This is a genomic window from Lactobacillus taiwanensis (genome assembly GCF_017894345.1).
Classification (GTDB): domain Bacteria; phylum Bacillota; class Bacilli; order Lactobacillales; family Lactobacillaceae; genus Lactobacillus; species Lactobacillus taiwanensis.
Window position 1 is genome coordinate 1,087,323 of sequence record NZ_CP059276.1, and the last position, 20,079, is coordinate 1,107,401.

Genomic DNA, 20,079 nt, shown 5'->3' on the forward strand with positions numbered 1-20,079 from the left:
GTTAGGCACGTGGATGTGCTTGATTATAAACCTCCAAAATATGTTTCTGTGTCAGATTAGTGTAAATCTGTGTAGTCGTAATATCACTATGTCCCAAAATTTCTTGAACTACTCTTAAATCTGCCCCATTTTCAAGCAGATGTGTCGCAAAAGTATGCCTAAGAGTATGCGGCGTTACATTCTTAGTTATTCCAACAAGCTGACAATATTTTTTTATCTTTTGCCAAACAGCCTGTCTAGTCAATTGATGACCGTGATTATTCAAAAATATTACATCAGTAAATTGACCGCTCTTCAGGACTTGAGCTTCTCTAACGTCTTTTTGATATTTCTCTAACCATGATAAAGCAACTTCGGTAATTGGTACAAGTCGCTCTTTTGATCCTTTACCAAGAACTCGAATAATTTTCAAATCATTATGAATATCGCCAGTTCGTAAATTAATTAATTCACTAACACGCATGCCTGTAGCATAAAGAACTTCAAGCATTGCTCGATCTCTAATTCCCAATCGAGTATTCGTATCAGGAGCAGTCAACAATTTGTCAACTTCGTCTTGGCTGAGTGCTGTTGGCAATCGGCGTTCACTTTTTGGTGAATCAATCTTAACTAATGGATCACGCTCAATTATATCTTGCCTTAAAAGCCATTGATAAAATTTACGCAAACTAGAAATCATACGACTAATTGAGGTAGTTGCTTTCCCCTTATCTTTTTGAGTAGCGAGAAAAGCATCAACAACTAGATAATCTACTTCCCAACTTGTTTCATTTTGATCTTGTAAGTAACTTAGATATTCTTCCAAATCCGTTCGGTAAGAAACAATAGTATTTGGACTTAAACCACGTTCTACCTGACCGAATCTTAAATAATCCTCTAAATTATCCTTCATTATCTGCGTCTGAGTCATCTTTTTCTACCAAGCTAATTGTTCCTGCATCTTTATCTTCAGTAATTAACCCATTCTTTAGTAAGTGTCCCAGTGCACGTTTGAAAGCTGACTTTGAAATGCCAAAGTGATTCTTAATTTCTTGAGCATCACTCTTATCGTAAAAAGGTAAAGTCTTAGTAGCTTCACGACGTAAACTTACTAAAATCATTTGAGCATCATCATCAATTTCTTCAAATCCACGAGGAAGAACACTCAAATTCAATCTACCATACTGACTAACACCAATTACACGTGCCTTGATCTTTTGTCCAACACGTAATGGACGGAACATTTCAGATTTGTGGACAAAGGCTAAGTAGTATTGATCAGTAATTACAAAAGAACCAACTTCATAATTTCGATAGACCGTTCCTGACATATTCTTATTTTCTAAGTGTGCTGGGAAATTAGCTGCTAATTGTTCAAAAACATCTTCTTCAGCTATCTTAGCCCAAATACGTTCTTTTTCATCTGTTTCAAGGCGAACCAAGAGCCTGTCATCCTTTTTAGGCCATTGATCTTTTTCAAGTGGTAAATCATCTAAAGATACAACAACATCTTTGTCATTTAAACCAATATCTAAGAAAACACCTAAGTCACGGCGCACTTCTGTTACAGTTGCCCAACCGTATTGATCTTTTTGAGCAAATGGATAAAATTGCGTCATTTCTTTCTTTTTATCTTTATTTTCATAGATAAAGCCCTGGACTTCATCACCTAGGTGGATTGGTTCATCTTGTGTAATTTCTATTTTCTTTAATTCAAAAGTTACCCCTTCAACCTGCACATAAAAAGCAGATTCATTTTCATCAGTAACTTTTCCTTTTCTTATTTCACCTAACATAATAGCGCCTCAATCCTTTTATTTTGTCTATCATCTTATAGTATAAGGAAAAAAAGACAAAAATAAAATAGCCAGCTTTCGCTGACTATTTTAATAAGCTATTTAATTCAGATTAAAGGTTAGTTGCTTCGCCTTGGTAAACAGCACCGCGACGAGCATCAACAGTAATCTTAGAACCATCCTTGATCTTTTCTACTGCATCAGTAGCACCAACGATAACTGGGATACCAAGTGAAAGACCAACAACAGCTGCGTGACTAGTTAAACCAGAAGCTTCAACTACCATACCTGAAGCCTTCTTGATTGCTGGTAAGTAATCCTTATCAGTAGTCTTAGCAACTAAGATGTCACCATCTTGAACTTTGCTGTTAGCTTCTTCAGCAGAAGTTGCAACTACAGCTTTACCAATAACTGATTGTTCACCAACACCTAAACCTTTAACAAGTTGGGTACCGATTAATTGTAACTTCATCAAGTTAGTAGTACCAGTTTCGCCCAAAGGAACACCAGCAACGATAATTACTAAGTCACCGTCTTTTGCAAGACCAGTTTCTTTAGCAAGTTCAGCTGCCTTTTCAAACATTTCTTCAGTAGACTTAGGCTTTTCAGTCAACATTGGCTTTACACCCCAAACAACACCTAATGAGTGTTGAATCTTGTCGTTGAAAGTCATAGCAATAATGTCTGCGTTTGGACGGTACTTAGAAATCATACGTGCAGTGTAGCCAGATTCAGTTGCAGCAATAATAGTCTTAACGCCCAATTCTTCAGCAGTTCTAACAACTGATTCACCAATAGCTTCAGTAACGTTTGAGCCCTTGTATTCTTCGAATCTTTGAAGAGCTAACTTGTTACGCTTAGCAAGTTGCTTTTCAGTACGCATATCGATTTCAGCCATAGCCTTAACAGCCTTAACTGGGTAAAGACCATTTGCTGATTCACCTGAAAGCATAGTTGCATCAGTACCATCAAGAACAGCGTTTGCAACGTCAGTAACTTCGGCACGAGTTGGACGTGGGTTTTCTTGCATTGAGTCAAGCATTTGAGTAGCAGTAATAACTGGCTTACCCAATGCGTTACATCTTCTGATTAATTCTTTTTGTACAAATGGAACATTGATAAATGGAATTTCAACACCCATGTCACCACGAGCAACCATTAAACCATCAGAAACCTTTAAGATTTCGTCGATGTTATCAATACCTTCTTGTGATTCAATCTTAGGGAAGATCTTTACGTATTCACAGTGTGCTTCTTCAAGCAATTGACGAATGTCAAGAACATCTTGTGCTTTACGAACAAATGAAGCAAAGATGAAGTTGATACCTTCCTTTAAACCGAACTTAATATCGTTAGTATCTTTTTCAGTGATACCTGGGAGGCGGATTTCAACACCAGGAGCGTTAACACCCTTCTTAGAACCAATTAAACCAGTGTTTTGAGCTTCACAAACTAATTCTCTCTTAGCGTCATCTTTTTCCTTAATCAAAAGGTCAACTAAACCATCATCGATTAATACGTGACCACCAACGTGAGTATCGTCGTAAAGACCATCGTAGGTAACGTGGATCATGTCCTTGTTACCCTTCTTAGTGTCGTCCATAGAAATACGGATAGTGTCACCAGTGTTAATAGTGAACTTGCCGCCTTCTTGTTCAGTAGTTCTAATTTCGGCACCCTTAGTATCAAGAGCAATGCCAAGAAGTTTACCAGTCTTCTTTTCAACCTCACGAACCATGTTCATACGTTCACGGTGTTCTTCGTGGTCACCGTGTGAGAAGTTGAAACGGAATACGTTTGCACCTGCTTCAGCTAATTTAGTAATAGTCTCAACATCGTTTGAGGCTGGCCCTAAAGTACTAACAATTTTAGTTTTCTTCATCTTGAAAAAATCTCCTATAATACAAAATCAAAAACTACTTGGCTAAGTCTTTGTTTAATGAGTATAACGCATAATTACCGTGGTGTTTTGCATCAAACAAATCAAGAATATCATGGTGGGTAAGCTTGTTATCTTCCATACCAACAGCTAAGCCGCCTTTGCCTTCAAGTAATAACTTAACAGCATAAGCACCCATTTCACTTGCTAACACACGATCACGCATTGTTGGGCTTCCGCCACGTTGCATATGACCCAATACGTTAGCACGAGCATCAAAGTCGCCATACTTAAGAAGTTCATCCTTAAATTTATCAGCGTCCATAACACCTTCAGCTAGAACAACAATTCCATGCTTCTTACCATTAGCAAATCCTTGCTTCAAATTTTCAGCAATTTCTTTAATGTCATAAGGTTCTTCTGGAATAACAATTGCATCTGCACCGGTAGCAACACCAACATGCATTGCGATATCTCCACAATCACGACCCATAACATTTACAACAAATACACGTTGGTGACTTGTTGCAGTGTCACGAATCTTATCAATGGCTTCCATTGCAGTATTACATGCAGTATCAAAACCAATTGTAAAATCAGTGTAAGGAATATCGTTGTCAATTGAACCCGGAAGACCAATGGCATTATATCCATGTCTTGTAAGCTTCAATGCACCATGGTAAGAACCGTCACCACCAATGACAACTAAAGCATCGATTCCATGCTTCTTTAATTGTTCGATTCCCTTAAGTTGAACTTCTTCTTCCTTAAATTCTGGGAAACGAGCTGAATAAAGAAAGGTACCGCCGCGGCTAATCTTGTCCGCAACTGTTTCAGAAGTCATTTGGAAAATATCACCAGCAACTAAGCCAGCATATCCATAACGAATTCCACAAACTTCGATACCGTTTGCCAAAGCTGTACGAGTAACAGCTCTAATGGCAGCGTTCATACCAGGGGCATCTCCACCACTAGTTAAAATACCAATCCGTTTCATGAATTCACCTCTACGATTTTCTGTGTTTTACTCACATCGGTTTTATCGTACCATTTTTTTTACTCAATGTCTTCAAAAAAAAGCTTATTTTTTTCACTAATCATCCCTATCAAATAAATGATTTCGCTTTCAATACTGCTAAGCTCAATTTTTACAATTTCAAGAAAATTTAGCTAATTTTTAAAATTAACCTGACGAGCATTAGAAAGCAAAAATTGAATCTTATTAGGGTTAAATCTATCACTTTGAGTTCTCACTTGAAGAAGATATATTTCGCCTATCTTCAGATTTTCTTCCACTTTTTCCCAGACTTGAGGAAAAATAGTAAAATCTTTTTCACCGCTGCTATCGCTAAATATAGCAAAAGCCATGTTATCACCCTTTTTGGTGGTGATTTGCTTAACTTTCATTAGTTTTCCAACAGCAATTCCTTGCTCATTGTTTTCAAAAGTTTGTAGTCTTTTTGCATTGTATTTTCTGGCATACTTTTGAACAGCCATAATTGGGTTAATACCTGTACTAAAGCCCATTGCTTCAACTTCCATTGCCGACTTTTCAGCAGTAGTAGGTTGCTTTTGCTCTGCAACTTTTGGCTCAAGCGTCTCAAATAGAGATAAGTTAGATCCTGCCATTTTTACGCTTTCAACTAAATCCTTATTAATTGTCAAAAGTTCATTTCTGTTAGGAGATAGACGATCAAAAGCTCCTGCCTTAATTAAATTCCCAATGGCGTCTGTACTCAATAATTTATTATCAATTTTCCATAAAAAATCAGTCATTGACTTAATTGGACGTTTAATTGCTAAAATTTGTTTTAATAAATCGCTCCTTAGCCCTCGAACTGCTCTTAAACCAACTAAAATTTTCCCATTTGCTAGAGAAAAATTAGCCTTACTATTCTCAATATCTGGCGGCAATATTTTAATACCCGCTTCTTGTGCCTGCATTAAATACTCTGCAATCTTATGACGATTTCCAAGATTACTGTTTAACAAAGCAAGATAAAAAGCTCCTGGATAATGTACTTTAAAGTAAGCGAGCCAAAAAGCAATTTTGCTATAAGCTACAGCATGAGACCTATTAAAACCATAATTAGCAAATTCAGCAATATAGTTATAGACTTGTTCTGCTGTTTCTTTCCTTCGGCCTAACTTAATGGCACCTTGAATAAACTTATTACGTTCCTTTTGAATTACATCTGCATTCTTTTTAGACATTGCTCGTCTTAAAAGATCAGCTTCTCCTAAAGAAAATCCGGCTAGGATCTGAGCAGTTTGCATAACCTGTTCCTGATAAACCAAAATTCCATACGTTGGACCTAGAATCTTTTTCAAACTAGGATCAGGATATTGAACTCTTTCTTTCCCATGTTTTCTGTTAATAAAGTGATCAATATTATTCATTGGGCCTGGACGATATAAAGCATTCACAGCCACAATATCTTCAAAACTATCTGGATGTAGTTGTTCTAAAACGTGCTTGATACCATCGGACTCAAATTGAAAGACAGCATCTGTTTCTCCGCGTTGAAACAAGGCTAGCGTTTCCTGATCGTCTAATGGAATTTGGTTAGGATCAATTTCAATTCCATCAGCTTTCAAAGCCGCTATGATACTTCCTAAAATAGTTAAATTTCTTAGGCCTAGAAAATCGATCTTCAATAAACCCAAAGATTCAACATTTAACTTAGTCTGTTGAGTTACAGGAATTCCTAGAGGGCCAGCCTGCAATCCTACAATTTCTGCTAATGAATCATCAGTAATTACAAGTCCTGCAGCATGAATTGAATAATGTCTTGGTAAATTTTCTAAATGCTTTGCAGTCGCAAATAAGATCTTGCTAAGAACATTTGTATTAACTAAAAGCTGCAATTCCTTTGATTGTCGATAAGCCTCATCCAAAGTGATCTTACCTTTAGAACGTGGTATTGCATCTAGCCAGCGATATGTTTCAACCTTGTTTAATCCAAAAACGCGACATACATCTTTTAAAACCTGTTTTGCAGCTAAAGTACCAAAAGTTAAAATTTGCGCTGCATGGTTCATGCCATACTTTTCAAACATATACTTGATTACTTCATCCCGTCGATTGTCAGGAATATCCAAATCAATATCAGGCATTTGCTGACGAGCCGGATTTAAGAAACGTTCAAAAAGCAAATTATATTCAATTGGATCAACTTCTGTAATTCTAAGAGCATAGGACACAAGCGAGCCCGCTGCTGATCCACGTCCAGGACCAGTTGTAATATGGACACTATGAGCAAAATTCATTACATCCCATACAATGAGGAAATAATCATCAAAGCCCATTTCATTAATTACTTTTAGCTCATAGTCTAGTCTTTCCTGATATTTTGCTGGAATTTGATTATTGAATCGTTTAGCAAGACCATCCTGCGCTAAAAAATGTAAATATTCTTTTGAAGTAGGAAAGTTATTTTGCTTAAACTTCGGTAATTGCGGATCTTGGAAAGTAATTTTAGCATTACAAATTTCTCCAATTTTTTCCGCATTCTTTAAGGCATCTTCAACGTCAAATTTGCGATAATTAACTTGCAGTTCTTCGCTAGTTTTTAAATAATGTGACCCAGCTTGTTTTGCTAACTGTTCAACATTTTCTAAATGAACATTGCTTTTAATTGCCTGCAAAGTTCGTCTTAAAAATTGCTCATTACGATTAAGATACTCGCCATCTTCTACAGCAGTTAGCGACAAGTTAAATTGTGTTGCTAAGGATCGAATATAGCTTATATATTCACCCTGTTCTTGGGCCGCATAAACACCTAAATATAGTGAAGAAGAAGTTGGTAAGTAATCAAGTAATTTTCGAACTATATTTGCTCCCATCTTCGGATTATTAGTCTGAATCATCTTCAACTCGCTATGTAAATTACTTGGAGTAATTAATACTAGATGTCCAAGATATTTTTTTAACTCTTCTAGTGTTAAGACATTTTCTTTTTCACCATTTTCAGTTAATAAATTGACCGCGCTAGATAAACGTAAAATATTTTTATATCCTTGATCATCTTTTGCAATTACAATCAAATCATACTTATTGGCTTCATCAATTAAGCCATTAATCCTAAGCTGCATTCCTAATAAGGGCTTAATCCCAACCTCGTTAGCAGCTTTATAGAAATTTACTAAGCCATAAGTAATATTAATATCGGTTAAGGCAAGTGCAGAATAACCTTTTTTCTTAGCATTTTCAGCTAAATTTTTAACTTTAGTTGGACTTTCAAGTAAAGTAAAGCTGCTAAGATTTTGCAAACTAACTGCTCCCATAAGCTCACCCTTTCTAATAGTTTAAGTATAGCAAATTCTATTAACTTCGCTTGCGAAAACCTCTTATTTTTGCTAAGATACCTAGCGAAAGAAGGAGAGATTATGCGCTACATTATTACAATGATTTGGTCATGCATTTTTTGCGAAATTATCGGTTTTATTGCTGCCTCTTTAACTCAGATGCAATTTAATCCAATGCAATCTTTGATTATTGGCGCAGTCTTTGGCTTGCTATTCGCAATTATTATTCCCGCCATTACTGCTAAAAGCTACAAAGATAAAAGTAAGTATAACAAACTATAATTTAACTAAATTTGAATATTATAAAAAGCTGTTTCTTAAGTGAAACAGCTTTTTTGTCATATTAGTAAAATTTATAATTTTTATTTGTATCTACTTTGATATCTCCATGGGTCAAATATTCGCTAAACATTTGAACATAATCTTGATCAAAAATCTTTTCAATCTTGTCCATACTATAAGCTGGATAGAATCCTCCACCTAAGGCGCGATAATTGTTTACAGCCAATTTATAAACTTTATCATCTTCAAGATCTTTACCATTCAAAGTCATCTTGGTTAATCTTTGTCCCACTGGTTTAGAAAGATCGGCTTCATATTTAACAGGATAGAAAAGATCAAAATGATATAGCATTGGCTTAGGCGTAATCCAACGATCGATAAATTTAATTTTACCATCCTCGTCCTTTTCTAAAAATCCAGCTGAATATTCAATAATCTCTTTTAACTCTTTTCCAGTTAAGTTAACAATGCAAAGTTGGTTAGCATATGGATAGTTAAGCAAAACTTCTCTCATTGTAACGTTCTTTGAAAATCCATGAGCCGATTCGGACATAATTGCTGTAGCTGAAATATCTGCTCCAGTAAACCAAAGTTGCATTTGTTGAATAAGATTAATAAACGGTGCTCCTTCAATTCTGCCCTTAATTGTATCCTCAATTGGAGCAGGTTCAGATAAATGAGCGATCGGTTGATCTAACCATTTTTGAGTTTCTTCATCAAGACTCTTTACAATCTTTTCAATTGCAGGATCTGGAGCGTAATCTTTACTATCAATGAGTTCAGTAGTCATATCATTAATTTTAACTTTGCCATTCTCATCTTTATCAAAGTCAATTACTACCTTACCTACTGCTTCTCCGCGATAACCTGGTTGAACAATTGCAGTATTACGCGTAACTAAATTTAAGCGACGGTGTTGATGCCCAGTTAAAAAGACATCAATCTCTGGAATCTGGGTTAAAATCTTATATCCTTCATTCTCACCTGTATGAGGCTCAGTTTCTTCTCCAGTTAATGGATCACTTTCAAACCCACCATGATACATAGCACAAAGAATATCTACTTGAGGACGTAATTTCTTAGCTAATTTAGAAAGCACATCATAACCTGAAACAAATTTTAATCCCTTAATATGCTCCTCTGATTCCCAATGAGAAATATATTGAGTAGTAATACCCATAATACCAATCTTTAAGCCAGCTTTTTCTATAATTGAATATTCCTTACCAAAGAAAGGTACATTAGTTTCAGCATCTAAAACATTGTCATTAATAAATGGGGCCTTATTATTATCAACATAGTAAGATAAATAATCTAAACCATAATTAAAATCATGATTACCTAAAGCACGTGCATCATAACCAACTTCGTTATATGCTTCAGTAAACTTACGCAATCCTTCTTTTTCAGGGAGCTTTTGCGTATAGCTAGCTAACGGAGAGCCTTGTAAGCAATCACCACTATCTGTTACCAAAACATTATCAGCACCATATTTTTCTTTTTCGCTCTTAACCACACTACTTACTCGGCTAAGAGAAATTGGAGCATCGTAATTATCTTTATCTTGATAATCAGTCGGCATTAAAAATCCATGCGTATCACTTGAGTGTAATATAACTAGTTTCATTAATACTTATTCCTTTAATCAAAAATTATATAAAAAAAGACACCCCACGGTGTCTTTAATTAATCGTTATTTTGTTGCTTGTTTTCGTTAGCAACTTGACGGCCTTTGTAAAAGCCCTTTGGTGAAACGCGGTGGCTTAAACGGTATTCACCAGTAGTTGCATCATAATGCATTGCTGGTGTGGTTAATTTAATATGACCACGACGTGAACGTTTCTTTTGCTTAGAAGTTTTTCTTGCAGGAACTGCCATTAGTTAGATCTCCTTTTTTATAGAATTGAGACTTGCGAACCTTTAAATAAACAAATTCACTAAATACTCACGTATTTCAATGATACAATCTAAGAGCTGATAAATCAAGTCCAATCTTATTTTGTAGCTTCAGAATTGTTAACTTTTTTTAATTCAGCTATTTGCTTATCTCTTGATTCAATTTCACTCCGATACTTATTATCTAATTCTTTCTTCTGTTTTGCTAGTGCTTTTTTAACATCTGGAGAAAATTTCTCTCCTCTTCCTAATAAAAGTGAAACTAAAGCACCAAGTAATAACATAATTACTAAAACGATAATTAGGGGCATTTTAGGCTGGAAAAAACCAAAATTAATTGCTACAAGCTCAGTATTTAAGCATGCAAAGATTACAAGTACTAAAACAATTATTAATCCAATTACTAAATTTCGTTGTTTATTCACTGTTCATACCTACTTTCTGCTAGCAAATTTTAAACTTGCCCAGTCACCAATAGTTGGGAATATTTGATAAAACTTAGCCAAAGTAGCTAGACTAAGTGGTAAATTGAGTTCACGACGTTTAGAGCCAAAGAAGTGTACTACCTGCCAAGCTACATCATCTGGATCAAGCATAAAGCGTTGAACATTGTTAACATAAGAACCAGTCTCATCAGCAATATTAAAGAAATTTGTGTAAACCGGACCAGGATTTACTGTCATAACCTTAACGCTAAACGGCTTTAATTCTAGACGTAAAACATTTGAAAATTGAATAATTGCTGCCTTAGTAGCACTGTAAGCTGCCGTCTTAGTAGTTGGAACAATACCAGCAATTGAGCCAAAATTAACAATTTGTCCTTCTTTTTGATCAATCATTACTCGCGCTATTAGCCGAGTAAAGTACATTAGTCCCAAGACATTAGTTTGGAACATTTCAGTTACAACTTGAGGTGAAGTTTCTAAAAACTCTTTAAATACTCCAAAACCTGCAGCATTAACTAGATAATCAATATGATCTACATGACTAACAATTTCATTAAAGGCGCGATCAATTTGATCAGCTTTGCTCATATCAGTCGGAAAAACAAATGCATCATTTCCTGACAACTGACGTGCTTCATTCGCAATTTCTTCTAGCTTGTCTTGATGACGTGCCATCAAAATAACAGTTGCACCTCGGCTTGCACTCTCCAAAACGATTGAACGTCCAATACCACTTGAAGCACCAGTAACTATTACTACCTTATCCCTTAATGAATTACTCATCTTATTATCCCCTCAACGTAATTTCAAAACTATCTAAATCATTCGCTAATTTAGTATGCTTAAATATTTTTTTTGCTTCGTGTTCTAGTTGTCTCCCGGCTTTTCCAGTATAGCGAGCAGAAATATGTGTTAAATAAAGCTGACCTACATTGTGATCACGTGCCACACGAGCTGCATCAACGCAAGTAGAATGGAAATAGCGATGAGCCATCTTTTCTTCCTCGCCACTAAATGTCGCTTCATGTACTAAAACATCTGCATTTTCTACTAATTCTCCAATATTTTTCGTTGGGCGCGTGTCATAAATAATTGTAACAATTCGACCTGGACGTTCCTTACCCAAAAAATCGTGTCCATCTAATTTTTGACCATTGCTTAATGTAATTATCTTACCAGCTTTTAATTGACCTAAAAGTGGACCATTTGGCACGTTATATTCTGCTACCTTATCCATCAATAGTTCACCAGAACGTGGCTTTTCAACTACACGAAAGCCAAAACTAGGTACACGGTGGTCAAGACGAGCAGTATAAACTGCAAAAATATCATTTTCAAAAATTAGACCATCTTCTTTTAAAACTACATATTTAATTGGGTAAGAAACATGAGTTTTTGAAACTCTTAAAGAAGTCTGAACAAATTGCTCAATACCTGCAGGTCCATAGATTGTTAATGGTCCCCCATCCCCTTGAAAAGATCGAGATGAAAGAAAACCAGGTAACCCAAAAATATGGTCACCATGAGTATGTGAAATGAAAATTCGTGTTACTTTTCTAGGCCTAATATTAGTATCTAAAATTTGATGTTGCGTTGCTTCTCCTACATCAAAAAGCCATATTTCATTTAATTCATCTAATAATTTAAGTGCAGTACAAGAAACATTTCTGCTTTTTGAAGGCTGTCCTGCACTTGTTCCTAAAAATTGTATTTCCATGAAAACCCTATTTCTAATATTTTCCCTTAGTAACTAATTCTTTAGTTACATAGGCACTATAAAACTTAGATCCCTCCGTAGTTGGGTGTGTATGATCATCGTAGAACCAATCGGGATGACTAGCAGCAACTTCATGCCATTTTATAATCGTTAAATTTGGATATTTTTTCGTTGCCGCATTTAGCTCATTATTGACTTGATCTTGCCAATCACGTGTCGGAACATGAACATTAATCCAGAAAACGTGTCGTTTCGGCCCAATAATTTTCATTAATTGATCAAGCTCCTTAGGAGTAAAGGGGCCATTTGTCCCTAATCCGATCAAAACATTATCATTTAAGGCACCCTTGTTTTTATACTGTTCAAATAATGGAATAGTATTACCCAATTGCCGTGATACAGCAGCGTCTACAATTAAATGCGGCATTAGCTTTTGCATATTCTGACTTGAACCAGCCATTACCGAATCTCCAATAGCAGTCACTTGAATCTTTTGCGCTAATTGTAGGTCTACTTGAGAAATTCCATATTTTTCGAAATCCTTATTTACTAGCTTAGTGGCTGCCAATTGTTTAGCTTGCTTTAATAGTGTCGATTTTGAAGTTGGAGCAGCTTTCTTCCTAGATTGAGCTTCTTTGATTAATTTCTTATTCTTCTTTAACTGCCGATTTCGATTAGATTTAATTTGTGTTGCTAATTCCGAGTGATTTGGATTTTCCGCTTTTACAGTAGGAGCTTTTATGATACCAAAACTACCCAAAATAAAAACAATAATACCCGTAGCTAATAAGGCCTTAGCTTGATAATGTTTAGCCTTAAAATTCAAAGCCTTAGTTAAAAATTGATGCACCTTCTCCCAGTCAATTCGACCAAATGGCTTTTCAATAAAACGATAACTTAGCTCAGCAATAATTAAAATCAAAATCACTTCAATAGTATGATAAAGCACTACATGATCAGCAATGTCCTTAACTTTATCTTCAAAGAAAATCATTACTGGAAACTGATACAAGTAAATTCCGTATGAACGTGAACCAATCCAATTAAAAACTGGGTTAGTTAACCACCTATTCCAGCTACTGCCAGGGTGAGCAATTACTCCAACTAAAATCATCGTAACAAAAGAGAATAAGAACATTCCACCACGATAAGCAAAAGCTTTTTGTGGATTAAAGATAGGATTAGTTACCATCAACAAGATACCAATCAATGCTACCCCACCAATAATATTTAATAAACGTCTATCTCCCTTATCAAGATGTTCGTTTAACTTCCAAGTTGGCCAAAATACAGCTAGCATTGCACCCAAGCCTAAGGAGAAAAATCTAGTATCTGTTCCATAATAGATTCTACTTGTATCAACACCGGGTTTAAATAAAATAGCCATTTCTAAAGCAGAAATTAATGTCAAAGCAGTAATTGTCCAAAAAATGATTTTTTTCTTTTTAGCATATCTAACTAAAAGGAAAATTACCAACGGCCACACAATATAGAATTGTCCTTCAATTGACATTGTCCATAAATGAATAAATGGCGATTCATTTGAAGCAAAACGTTCAAAATAGCTCTGTCCATTTTTTATCTGCCAAAAATTATAAACATTCAACAGATTAGTAATCACTATCTGATTTAATTTTGCTAAAAGGTTTTGCTGGAAAAGCAGAATATATGCACTACATCCCCATAAAAGTGCAATCATTTGAGGATATAACTTTTTGATCCTCCTCAAATAGAAAGACTTAAAGTCATACTTTCCCCGCTCTTCATAGGCATGAAACATATGATCTGTAACTAAGTATCCAGATAGCACTAAAAATATTGGTACACCTAAATATCCACCCATAAAACTATTTGGATTAAGGTGATACAAAATAACTCCAATAACGGCTAAAGCACGTAAGCCCGCATACCCTGTAATAAAGCGGTTCTTTCTTTTCAAAAGTCTTACTCCCTACTTCTTCAACTTTTATTAATCAACAAATTCAAAAGTAAAGTCAGCTATTGTAATATCGTCACCATTTACTGCGCCATTTTCTCTTAAGGCTTCGTCTACACCCAAACGCTTTAATTTACGAGCAAGAAGCATTATACCGTCGGTGTGATCAAGGTTAGTTCTTTGAACAAGACGCTCTAACTTATTGCCCGTAACAATAAAGCTATGCTCTCCTGTTCGTTCAACTTTAAATCCTTCATCTTCAGGCTTTTTGTAAATATATTCTTTTTCGGCAACTTTGATTTCTGCTGGCTTTTCAGCTTCTTGACGAGCAACTTCTTCAACAAGATCTGCCGTTTTGCCCATCAATTCACTAACACCTTTATGAGTCACACTAGAAATAGGATATACAGTCTTATCTCCTAATTTCTTTTTGAACTCGGCTAGTTTTTCCTCACTACCTGGAATATCCATTTGAGTAGCAATAATTAATTCTTTTTTAGTAGTTAAATCTTTAGTATAACCTGCTAATTCTTTCCGAATTGTTTCGTAATCTTCATATGCATCACGTCCATTATTTGGATCCATTGATACCAGATGTAAAATTACTTTTGTACGTTCAACATGACGTAAAAATTGAATTCCGAGTCCTACACCCTTAGATGCACCCTCAATTAAACCGGGCAAGTCTGCCATTGAAAAATCCCGTCCATCTGGAAGAACAACCATTCCCAAGTTAGGAGTTAAGGTCGTAAATTCATAAGCTGCAATCTTTGGTTTAGCCTTAGTTACAACAGACAGTAAAGTTGATTTCCCTACAGATGGGAAACCTACTAAACCAACATCTGCTAAAACTTTTAACTCTAAACGCAAAGTCCGAAACTCTCCTGGTTCACCATTTTCAGCAATTTCAGGAGCAGTTCTAGTTGGAGTCGCAAAGTGAATATTTCCTCTACCGCCTTTTCCACCATGAGCTACAACTAATTCTTGACCATTTTCAACTAAGTCACCTAAAAGCTCACCAGTATTGAAGTCATAGACTGTTGTTCCCATTGGGACTTTTAGACGCACGTCCTTAGCCCCACGTCCGTATTGAGATTTAATTCGTCCATTTTCACCATTATCTGCCTTAAACTTACGTCTAAAACGAAAATCCATTAAAGTTCTTAAGCCGGAATCTGCAACTAAGATAATACTTCCGCCGCGTCCACCGTCTCCACCAGCTGGTCCGCCAAGCGGTACGTATTTTTCATGACGAAAGGCAACCGCTCCATCGCCACCTTTTCCTGCCTGTACATCTATTTTTGTTTGGTCGACAAACATAATTTGCCTCCTTTATTTATCAAATTATCATTAAATTTATTCTTAAAGTTTCTTAACTATGATACCATATCAAGCCCTATTAAATCAGGTCTTTTGTGGTTAATTTATAAACTCAATTTTACAGTTTGTGCTTGAGGAAGAGTTAGACCTGCATCTCTTAATTCGTCTACCGATGCCTCTTTAATTTTCTTCAAGGATCCGAACTTTCTCAGTAACTTATTACGAGATTTTGGTCCAATACCCTTAATTTCATCCAACTTACTTGAAAGAGCATTTTTAGCATGCGTTCTTCTATGAAAAGTAATTGCAAAGCGGTGAACTTCATCTTGAATTCTAGTCATCAAGTAAAAGCCTTCAGACTTAGGATTGAGCGGGATTAATTTTAATTCTTCGCCTTGTGTTGGGTCTCCAAAAATCAAATGATTAGTGCGGTGATGATCATCCTTAACCATTCCAGCGACAGGAATATTCACATTCAATTCATTTCTCAAAACATCTAAACACGCATCAACCTGAATTTGACCACCATCCATCAAAATCAAATCTGGCATTTTTTTGTGTTCTTTCAAAAGACGACTATAACGTCTTCTAACTACTTCACGAGTATTACCAACTTCGTCAGCTGCATTTTGATGTTCAACTTCGCCCTTTAATTTATACTTACGATATTCATGTTTATCCGGTTCACCATCAGTAAATACAACTAGTGCAGATACTGGATCAGCCCCCTGAATATGCGAGTGGTCGAAACTTTCGATTCGATGTCCATATGGCAGCCCTAAAGCATCAAAAATTTCTTTTTGCGCTCCTTTAGTCTTTCGATTTCCTAATTCAAGCAAACGGAATTTTTCATCAAGTTTTAGCTTGGCATTATCATGAGCCATTTCTAAAAGCGCACGCTTTTGACCACGCTGAGGAGTTCGCACAGGAACCTTTAACACTTCAGACAAAGATTCATTATCAATTCCAGCCGGAACTAACACTTCTTTAGGTAAAACACGGTTTCGTTGCCCATAAAATTGAGCAATAAATGAAACAAATGCATCTTCTGGATCCCTAGTGTCTATCAAAGGAAACAATCTTGTTTCACGGCGCAATAATTTAGCCTGTCTTAAAAAGAAAATCTGAATTGAAATCCAAGACTTATCAACGTAGAAATTAAAGATATCTCTTTGGGTATGATCATTAGAAATGATTTTTTGCTTTTCAACTGTTTGTTCAATATATTTCAATTGATCTCTTATTTCAGCAGCGCGTTCAAATTCAAGATCCATTGACGCCTTTGTCATTTTTTCAGTTAAATCTTGTTTAACTTGAGAAATATCTCCATTCAAGAAACGCTTTATTTTTCTAATTTGTGCATCATAAGCACTTTTAGGCACCTCTTTAAAACATGCTCCAAGGCACTGTCCCATATGATAATAAAGACAAGGTCGACCTTGATGTCCGGAACATCTTCTCAGTGGCCAAACTTTTTGAATAAATTTCAAGGTTGCTTGAGCCGCATAAACATTTGGATAAGGCCCAAAATAATATCCTTTGTCTTTATGAACGATTGACGTCAAGCGTGTTTGTGGATCACGTTCATTCGTAATTTCAATGTAAGGATAACCTGTTCCTTGTTTTAGTTGTACATTGTAATAAGGCTGGTATTTTTTTATTAATGTAATCTCTAATAAAAAAGACTCTTTATCAGAAGAAACAGTTATGATATCAAAATCACGTATTTCACGCACAAGTTCGGCACGTCTATCCACTTGTTTACTCTTAAAATAGGAACGAACGCGGTTCTTTAAGTTTTTAGATTTCCCTACATAAATCACATTGCCATTAACATCTTTCATCAAGTAGCAACCTGGTTTATCAGGCAAAAGCTTTAATTTATTTTCAATATATTCCGTTGCCATTAATTTTTCCTTCCCATTAAAATTCCCATAGTATTTTATCACGTTCCTTGTTAAAACCAAGTAAGATGTCTTTTTTTATTTACGTTATCGCTCATCTTCCTATAAAATAGGAATTAAACCAAAAAGAAAGGTCGCAAATAAATGAAAAATATTTATTTTAATCACGATGGAAACATTGATGATTTAGTTTCACTTCTTTTACTATTGCAGGCACCTGACATCAAATTAATTGGTATTAGTGCCATTAATGGTGATGGATATATTGATCCTTCAGTAGAAGCTTGTCGGAAAATGGTCGATAAATTCAATTTACGCGGTGATAAATTAGAAGTTGCTCGTTCAAATTCACGTGCAATTCATCAATTTCCAAAAGAATGGCGGATGGCACCTTACTCATTCAATTATTTTCCAATCCTAAATGAAACTGGAGAAATCAAAACTCCTGAAGCTCCGCTCCCAGCTCATTTAGATATGATTGATAAAATCAAAAAAGCAGATGGTCCAGTTACTTTAGTCATGACTGGTCCAATAACTGACTTAGCACGAGCATTAGACGAAGATTCTTCAATTCAATCAAAAATTGAAAAAGTCTACTGGATGGGTGGTTCTCTAGACGGACATGGAAACGTAGTCAGCGTTGACGCTGACGGCACTCAAGAATGGAATGCTTTTTGGGATCCCGATGCAGTTAAACGCGTCTTAAACTCAGACCTTGAAATTCAAATGGTTGGCTTAGAAAGTACTGAAGAATTACCTTTAACTGATGAACTTCGTCAACATTGGGCAAGCTTGAGAAAATATCCTGCTATTGACTTAGTTGGCCTGGGCTACAGCTTAATTATTTCTGTTCCTAATGCAGAATTATATCTATGGGACGTTCTAACAACTATGTCCGCCTTATATCCTGAAATTGTAAAAACACGTCAAGTAAAGGTAGACGTTATTACTTCAGGATTAGCAAGCGGAAGAATGTTCCAAAATCCTAACGGAAAAGAACTTACAGAAGTAACTGAAGCAAACAAAGACTTATTCTTTAAAAAAATGGATAAAATTTTAGAAAGACAATAAATATATAAATGACAATTTGGTTAACACACTTTATCGAAAATTTCGGCTATATTGCCATTATTCTTTTAATTGCCGTTGAAAATATTTTCCCACCTATTCCTTCAGAGGTGATTTTGACCCTTGGAGGATTCTTAGTTAGTGGAACTAAATTAACTCTAATCGGGGTTATCCTAGCTTCAACTTTAGGATCAATCATTGGCGCGATTATTTTATTTTCAATAAGTCGTAACCTAACGCTACCACGACTTGAAAAATTACTTGAAACTAAATTATTTAAACTTTTAGGATTTAAAAAAGACGACGCTCAAAAAGCCATCGATTGGTTCGACAAACATGGAATTGGCGCCATTTTTTACGGGCGTTGTATCCCTGTTGTTAGAAGTTTAATCTCAATTCCCGCAGGTATTGCCCATGTTGGCTGGACTAAATTCCTCATCTTGACTACTTTAGGTAGTTTAGTTTGGAATAGTATATTAGTTGGCTTAGGACATTATATGGGAAAAAATTGGCAAGTTGTAGTTAGAATCTTTGATGATTACACACTCGTAATTATTGCCCTTTTATTAATTCTATTTATTTACTTTGGAATTAAGTGGTACAAAACTCGAATTAAGAAGTAAAATTTTGCTGTATACTGGTTGGCGGACTGGAAGTTCGCCAACCTTTTTTGTTATAATTATGTCTATATTAAAGTAACAATTACATTTTTGTTAATGAGGTATAAAAATGTTGTTTCCCTACGAAAAGAATTTTAATCAATGGTGCACTAGTCAAAATCTAGCACCGCGAACACTTACTTCAATTAATCAATCGATCTATTATTTTTGGAACTATTTTTTACAAAATTCAAATTCAGAACCTAAAATTAGTAATGTCTCCTCTCAAGATATCCGCGCCTTTATTGACCACTTAGAACAAGATCAAAATAAAACAATTAGTACGATTAATAAGTATGTCACCCATTTAAAGAAATATTTTTCTTTTCTCTATGACCATCAACTAATTAAAAATTATCTTTTTACCGATTTACACGGCTATACTTTTGATCGAACCCCTCATATTTGCATTGACTGGCTTGATCAGCTTAATGAAATTATAACTTGGCCTGAAATTAGTCTTGATTGCAAAAAGGTTCTGATTTTAATTGCTCATGGTTTTGATCCAAAACAATTTCTTAATTTAAGTAAGGCTAATATTTCAAGAATTAAAAATTCACATTATTGCTCTATTCTCCTGACTAATACTGAAGAAAATCCTCTTATCTTTCAAACAAAGACAGGCAAACAAATCTCTGCCCTAACCTCTTTAACTAGAAGAATTGCTCCAGATAAAGATATTTTAAATTTTGATCTTACCCCAGGAAAACTTCGCCTTTCTTACATTTACTATAAAGTAAATGACCCAAGCCTCTCTGACTTGAAATTAATGGAAATCCTACACTGTAATCGTAAGAGTTTGACTTATTATCGCAATCAACTAGATAAGCTTAAACTTGCCCCTTTTACACCAAAAAGAACGGTTTAAAAACCGTTCTTTTTTCTTATT

17 protein-coding genes are annotated in these 20,079 nt (G+C 35.4%); 4 read left to right on the forward strand and 13 right to left on the reverse strand.

Translation table 11 applies throughout. The features are described 5' to 3' along the window. Position 1: 1 nt before the first annotated feature. The 5 genes from xerD to H1A07_RS05235 form a co-directional block, all read right to left on the reverse strand. The gene (gene xerD / locus H1A07_RS05215; protein ID WP_057719321.1) at positions 2-892 is read right to left on the reverse strand and encodes a site-specific tyrosine recombinase XerD; all 891 of its coding nucleotides are present in this window, start codon (positions 890-892) and stop codon (positions 2-4) included. Then, entirely contained in the window at positions 882-1,775 is an 894-nt protein-coding gene (locus tag H1A07_RS05220; RefSeq protein WP_210144554.1) for a CvfB family protein, read from the reverse strand. The genes xerD and H1A07_RS05220 overlap by 11 nt, the downstream gene beginning before the upstream one ends. Positions 1,776-1,887: 112 nt before the next feature. Next, positions 1,888-3,657: a pyruvate kinase gene (gene pyk / locus H1A07_RS05225; protein ID WP_057719323.1), complete on the reverse strand. Its 1,770-nt coding sequence runs from the start codon at positions 3,655-3,657 to the stop codon at positions 1,888-1,890. Positions 3,658-3,691: 34 nt separating this feature from the next. Further along, complete coding sequence (gene pfkA / locus H1A07_RS05230; protein WP_057719324.1) at positions 3,692-4,651, reverse strand: 6-phosphofructokinase; 960 nt, start codon at positions 4,649-4,651, stop codon at positions 3,692-3,694. Positions 4,652-4,824: 173 nt separating this feature from the next. Further along, on the reverse strand, positions 4,825-7,941 hold the full coding sequence (locus H1A07_RS05235; protein ID WP_210144555.1) for a DNA polymerase III subunit alpha: 3,117 nt from the start codon (positions 7,939-7,941) through the stop codon (positions 4,825-4,827). A 102-nt stretch (positions 7,942-8,043) separates the two neighbouring features. Here H1A07_RS05235 and H1A07_RS05240 point away from each other — a divergent pair, with 102 nt between their 5' ends. Continuing rightward, the gene (locus tag H1A07_RS05240) at positions 8,044-8,244 is read left to right on the forward strand and encodes a YjzD family protein (protein ID WP_057719326.1); all 201 of its coding nucleotides are present in this window, start codon (positions 8,044-8,046) and stop codon (positions 8,242-8,244) included. A 61-nt stretch (positions 8,245-8,305) separates the two neighbouring features. Here the strand turns inward: H1A07_RS05240 and H1A07_RS05245 are convergent, their stop codons facing one another. The 8 genes from H1A07_RS05245 to uvrC all read right to left on the reverse strand — a co-directional run bounded on the left by H1A07_RS05245 (position 8,306) and on the right by uvrC (position 17,466). Continuing rightward, complete coding sequence (locus H1A07_RS05245; RefSeq protein ID WP_094498417.1) at positions 8,306-9,871, reverse strand: bifunctional metallophosphatase/5'-nucleotidase; 1,566 nt, start codon at positions 9,869-9,871, stop codon at positions 8,306-8,308. Between the two features lie 59 nt (positions 9,872-9,930). Next, positions 9,931-10,122 carry a 50S ribosomal protein L32 gene (rpmF, locus tag H1A07_RS05250; protein WP_004894461.1) on the reverse strand — a complete coding sequence of 64 codons (192 nt, stop codon included), beginning with the start codon at positions 10,120-10,122 and terminating at the stop codon, positions 9,931-9,933. A gap of 116 nt (positions 10,123-10,238) precedes the next feature. Next, entirely contained in the window at positions 10,239-10,565 is a 327-nt protein-coding gene (locus H1A07_RS05255) for a lipopolysaccharide assembly protein LapA domain-containing protein (RefSeq protein ID WP_094496711.1), read from the reverse strand. Positions 10,566-10,574: 9 nt separating this feature from the next. Then, entirely contained in the window at positions 10,575-11,369 is a 795-nt protein-coding gene (locus H1A07_RS05260) for an SDR family NAD(P)-dependent oxidoreductase (RefSeq protein WP_210144557.1), read from the reverse strand. Positions 11,370-11,373: 4 nt separating this feature from the next. After that, positions 11,374-12,303: a ribonuclease Z gene (rnz, locus tag H1A07_RS05265; RefSeq protein WP_057719330.1), complete on the reverse strand. Its 930-nt coding sequence runs from the start codon at positions 12,301-12,303 to the stop codon at positions 11,374-11,376. A 13-nt stretch (positions 12,304-12,316) separates the two neighbouring features. Continuing rightward, positions 12,317-14,242: an acyltransferase family protein gene (locus tag H1A07_RS05270; RefSeq protein WP_210144559.1), complete on the reverse strand. Its 1,926-nt coding sequence runs from the start codon at positions 14,240-14,242 to the stop codon at positions 12,317-12,319. Between the two features lie 30 nt (positions 14,243-14,272). Further along, positions 14,273-15,559 carry a GTPase ObgE gene (gene obgE / locus H1A07_RS05275; protein ID WP_210144561.1) on the reverse strand — a complete coding sequence of 429 codons (1,287 nt, stop codon included), beginning with the start codon at positions 15,557-15,559 and terminating at the stop codon, positions 14,273-14,275. Between the two features lie 104 nt (positions 15,560-15,663). After that, on the reverse strand, positions 15,664-17,466 hold the full coding sequence (gene uvrC, locus H1A07_RS05280) for an excinuclease ABC subunit UvrC (RefSeq protein WP_210144562.1): 1,803 nt from the start codon (positions 17,464-17,466) through the stop codon (positions 15,664-15,666). Positions 17,467-17,607: 141 nt separating this feature from the next. Between uvrC and H1A07_RS05285 the strand changes: the two genes are divergently transcribed. From H1A07_RS05285 to H1A07_RS05295, 3 genes are all read left to right on the forward strand, one after another. Beyond that, positions 17,608-18,534 carry a nucleoside hydrolase gene (locus H1A07_RS05285; protein ID WP_210144564.1) on the forward strand — a complete coding sequence of 309 codons (927 nt, stop codon included), beginning with the start codon at positions 17,608-17,610 and terminating at the stop codon, positions 18,532-18,534. An 8-nt stretch (positions 18,535-18,542) separates the two neighbouring features. Beyond that, positions 18,543-19,154 carry a DedA family protein gene (locus H1A07_RS05290; RefSeq protein WP_210144566.1) on the forward strand — a complete coding sequence of 204 codons (612 nt, stop codon included), beginning with the start codon at positions 18,543-18,545 and terminating at the stop codon, positions 19,152-19,154. 106 nt (positions 19,155-19,260) lie between these two features. After that, positions 19,261-20,058, forward strand: coding sequence for a site-specific integrase (locus H1A07_RS05295; RefSeq protein ID WP_210144568.1), 798 nt, complete (start codon positions 19,261-19,263; stop codon positions 20,056-20,058). Positions 20,059-20,079 lie beyond the last annotated feature (21 nt).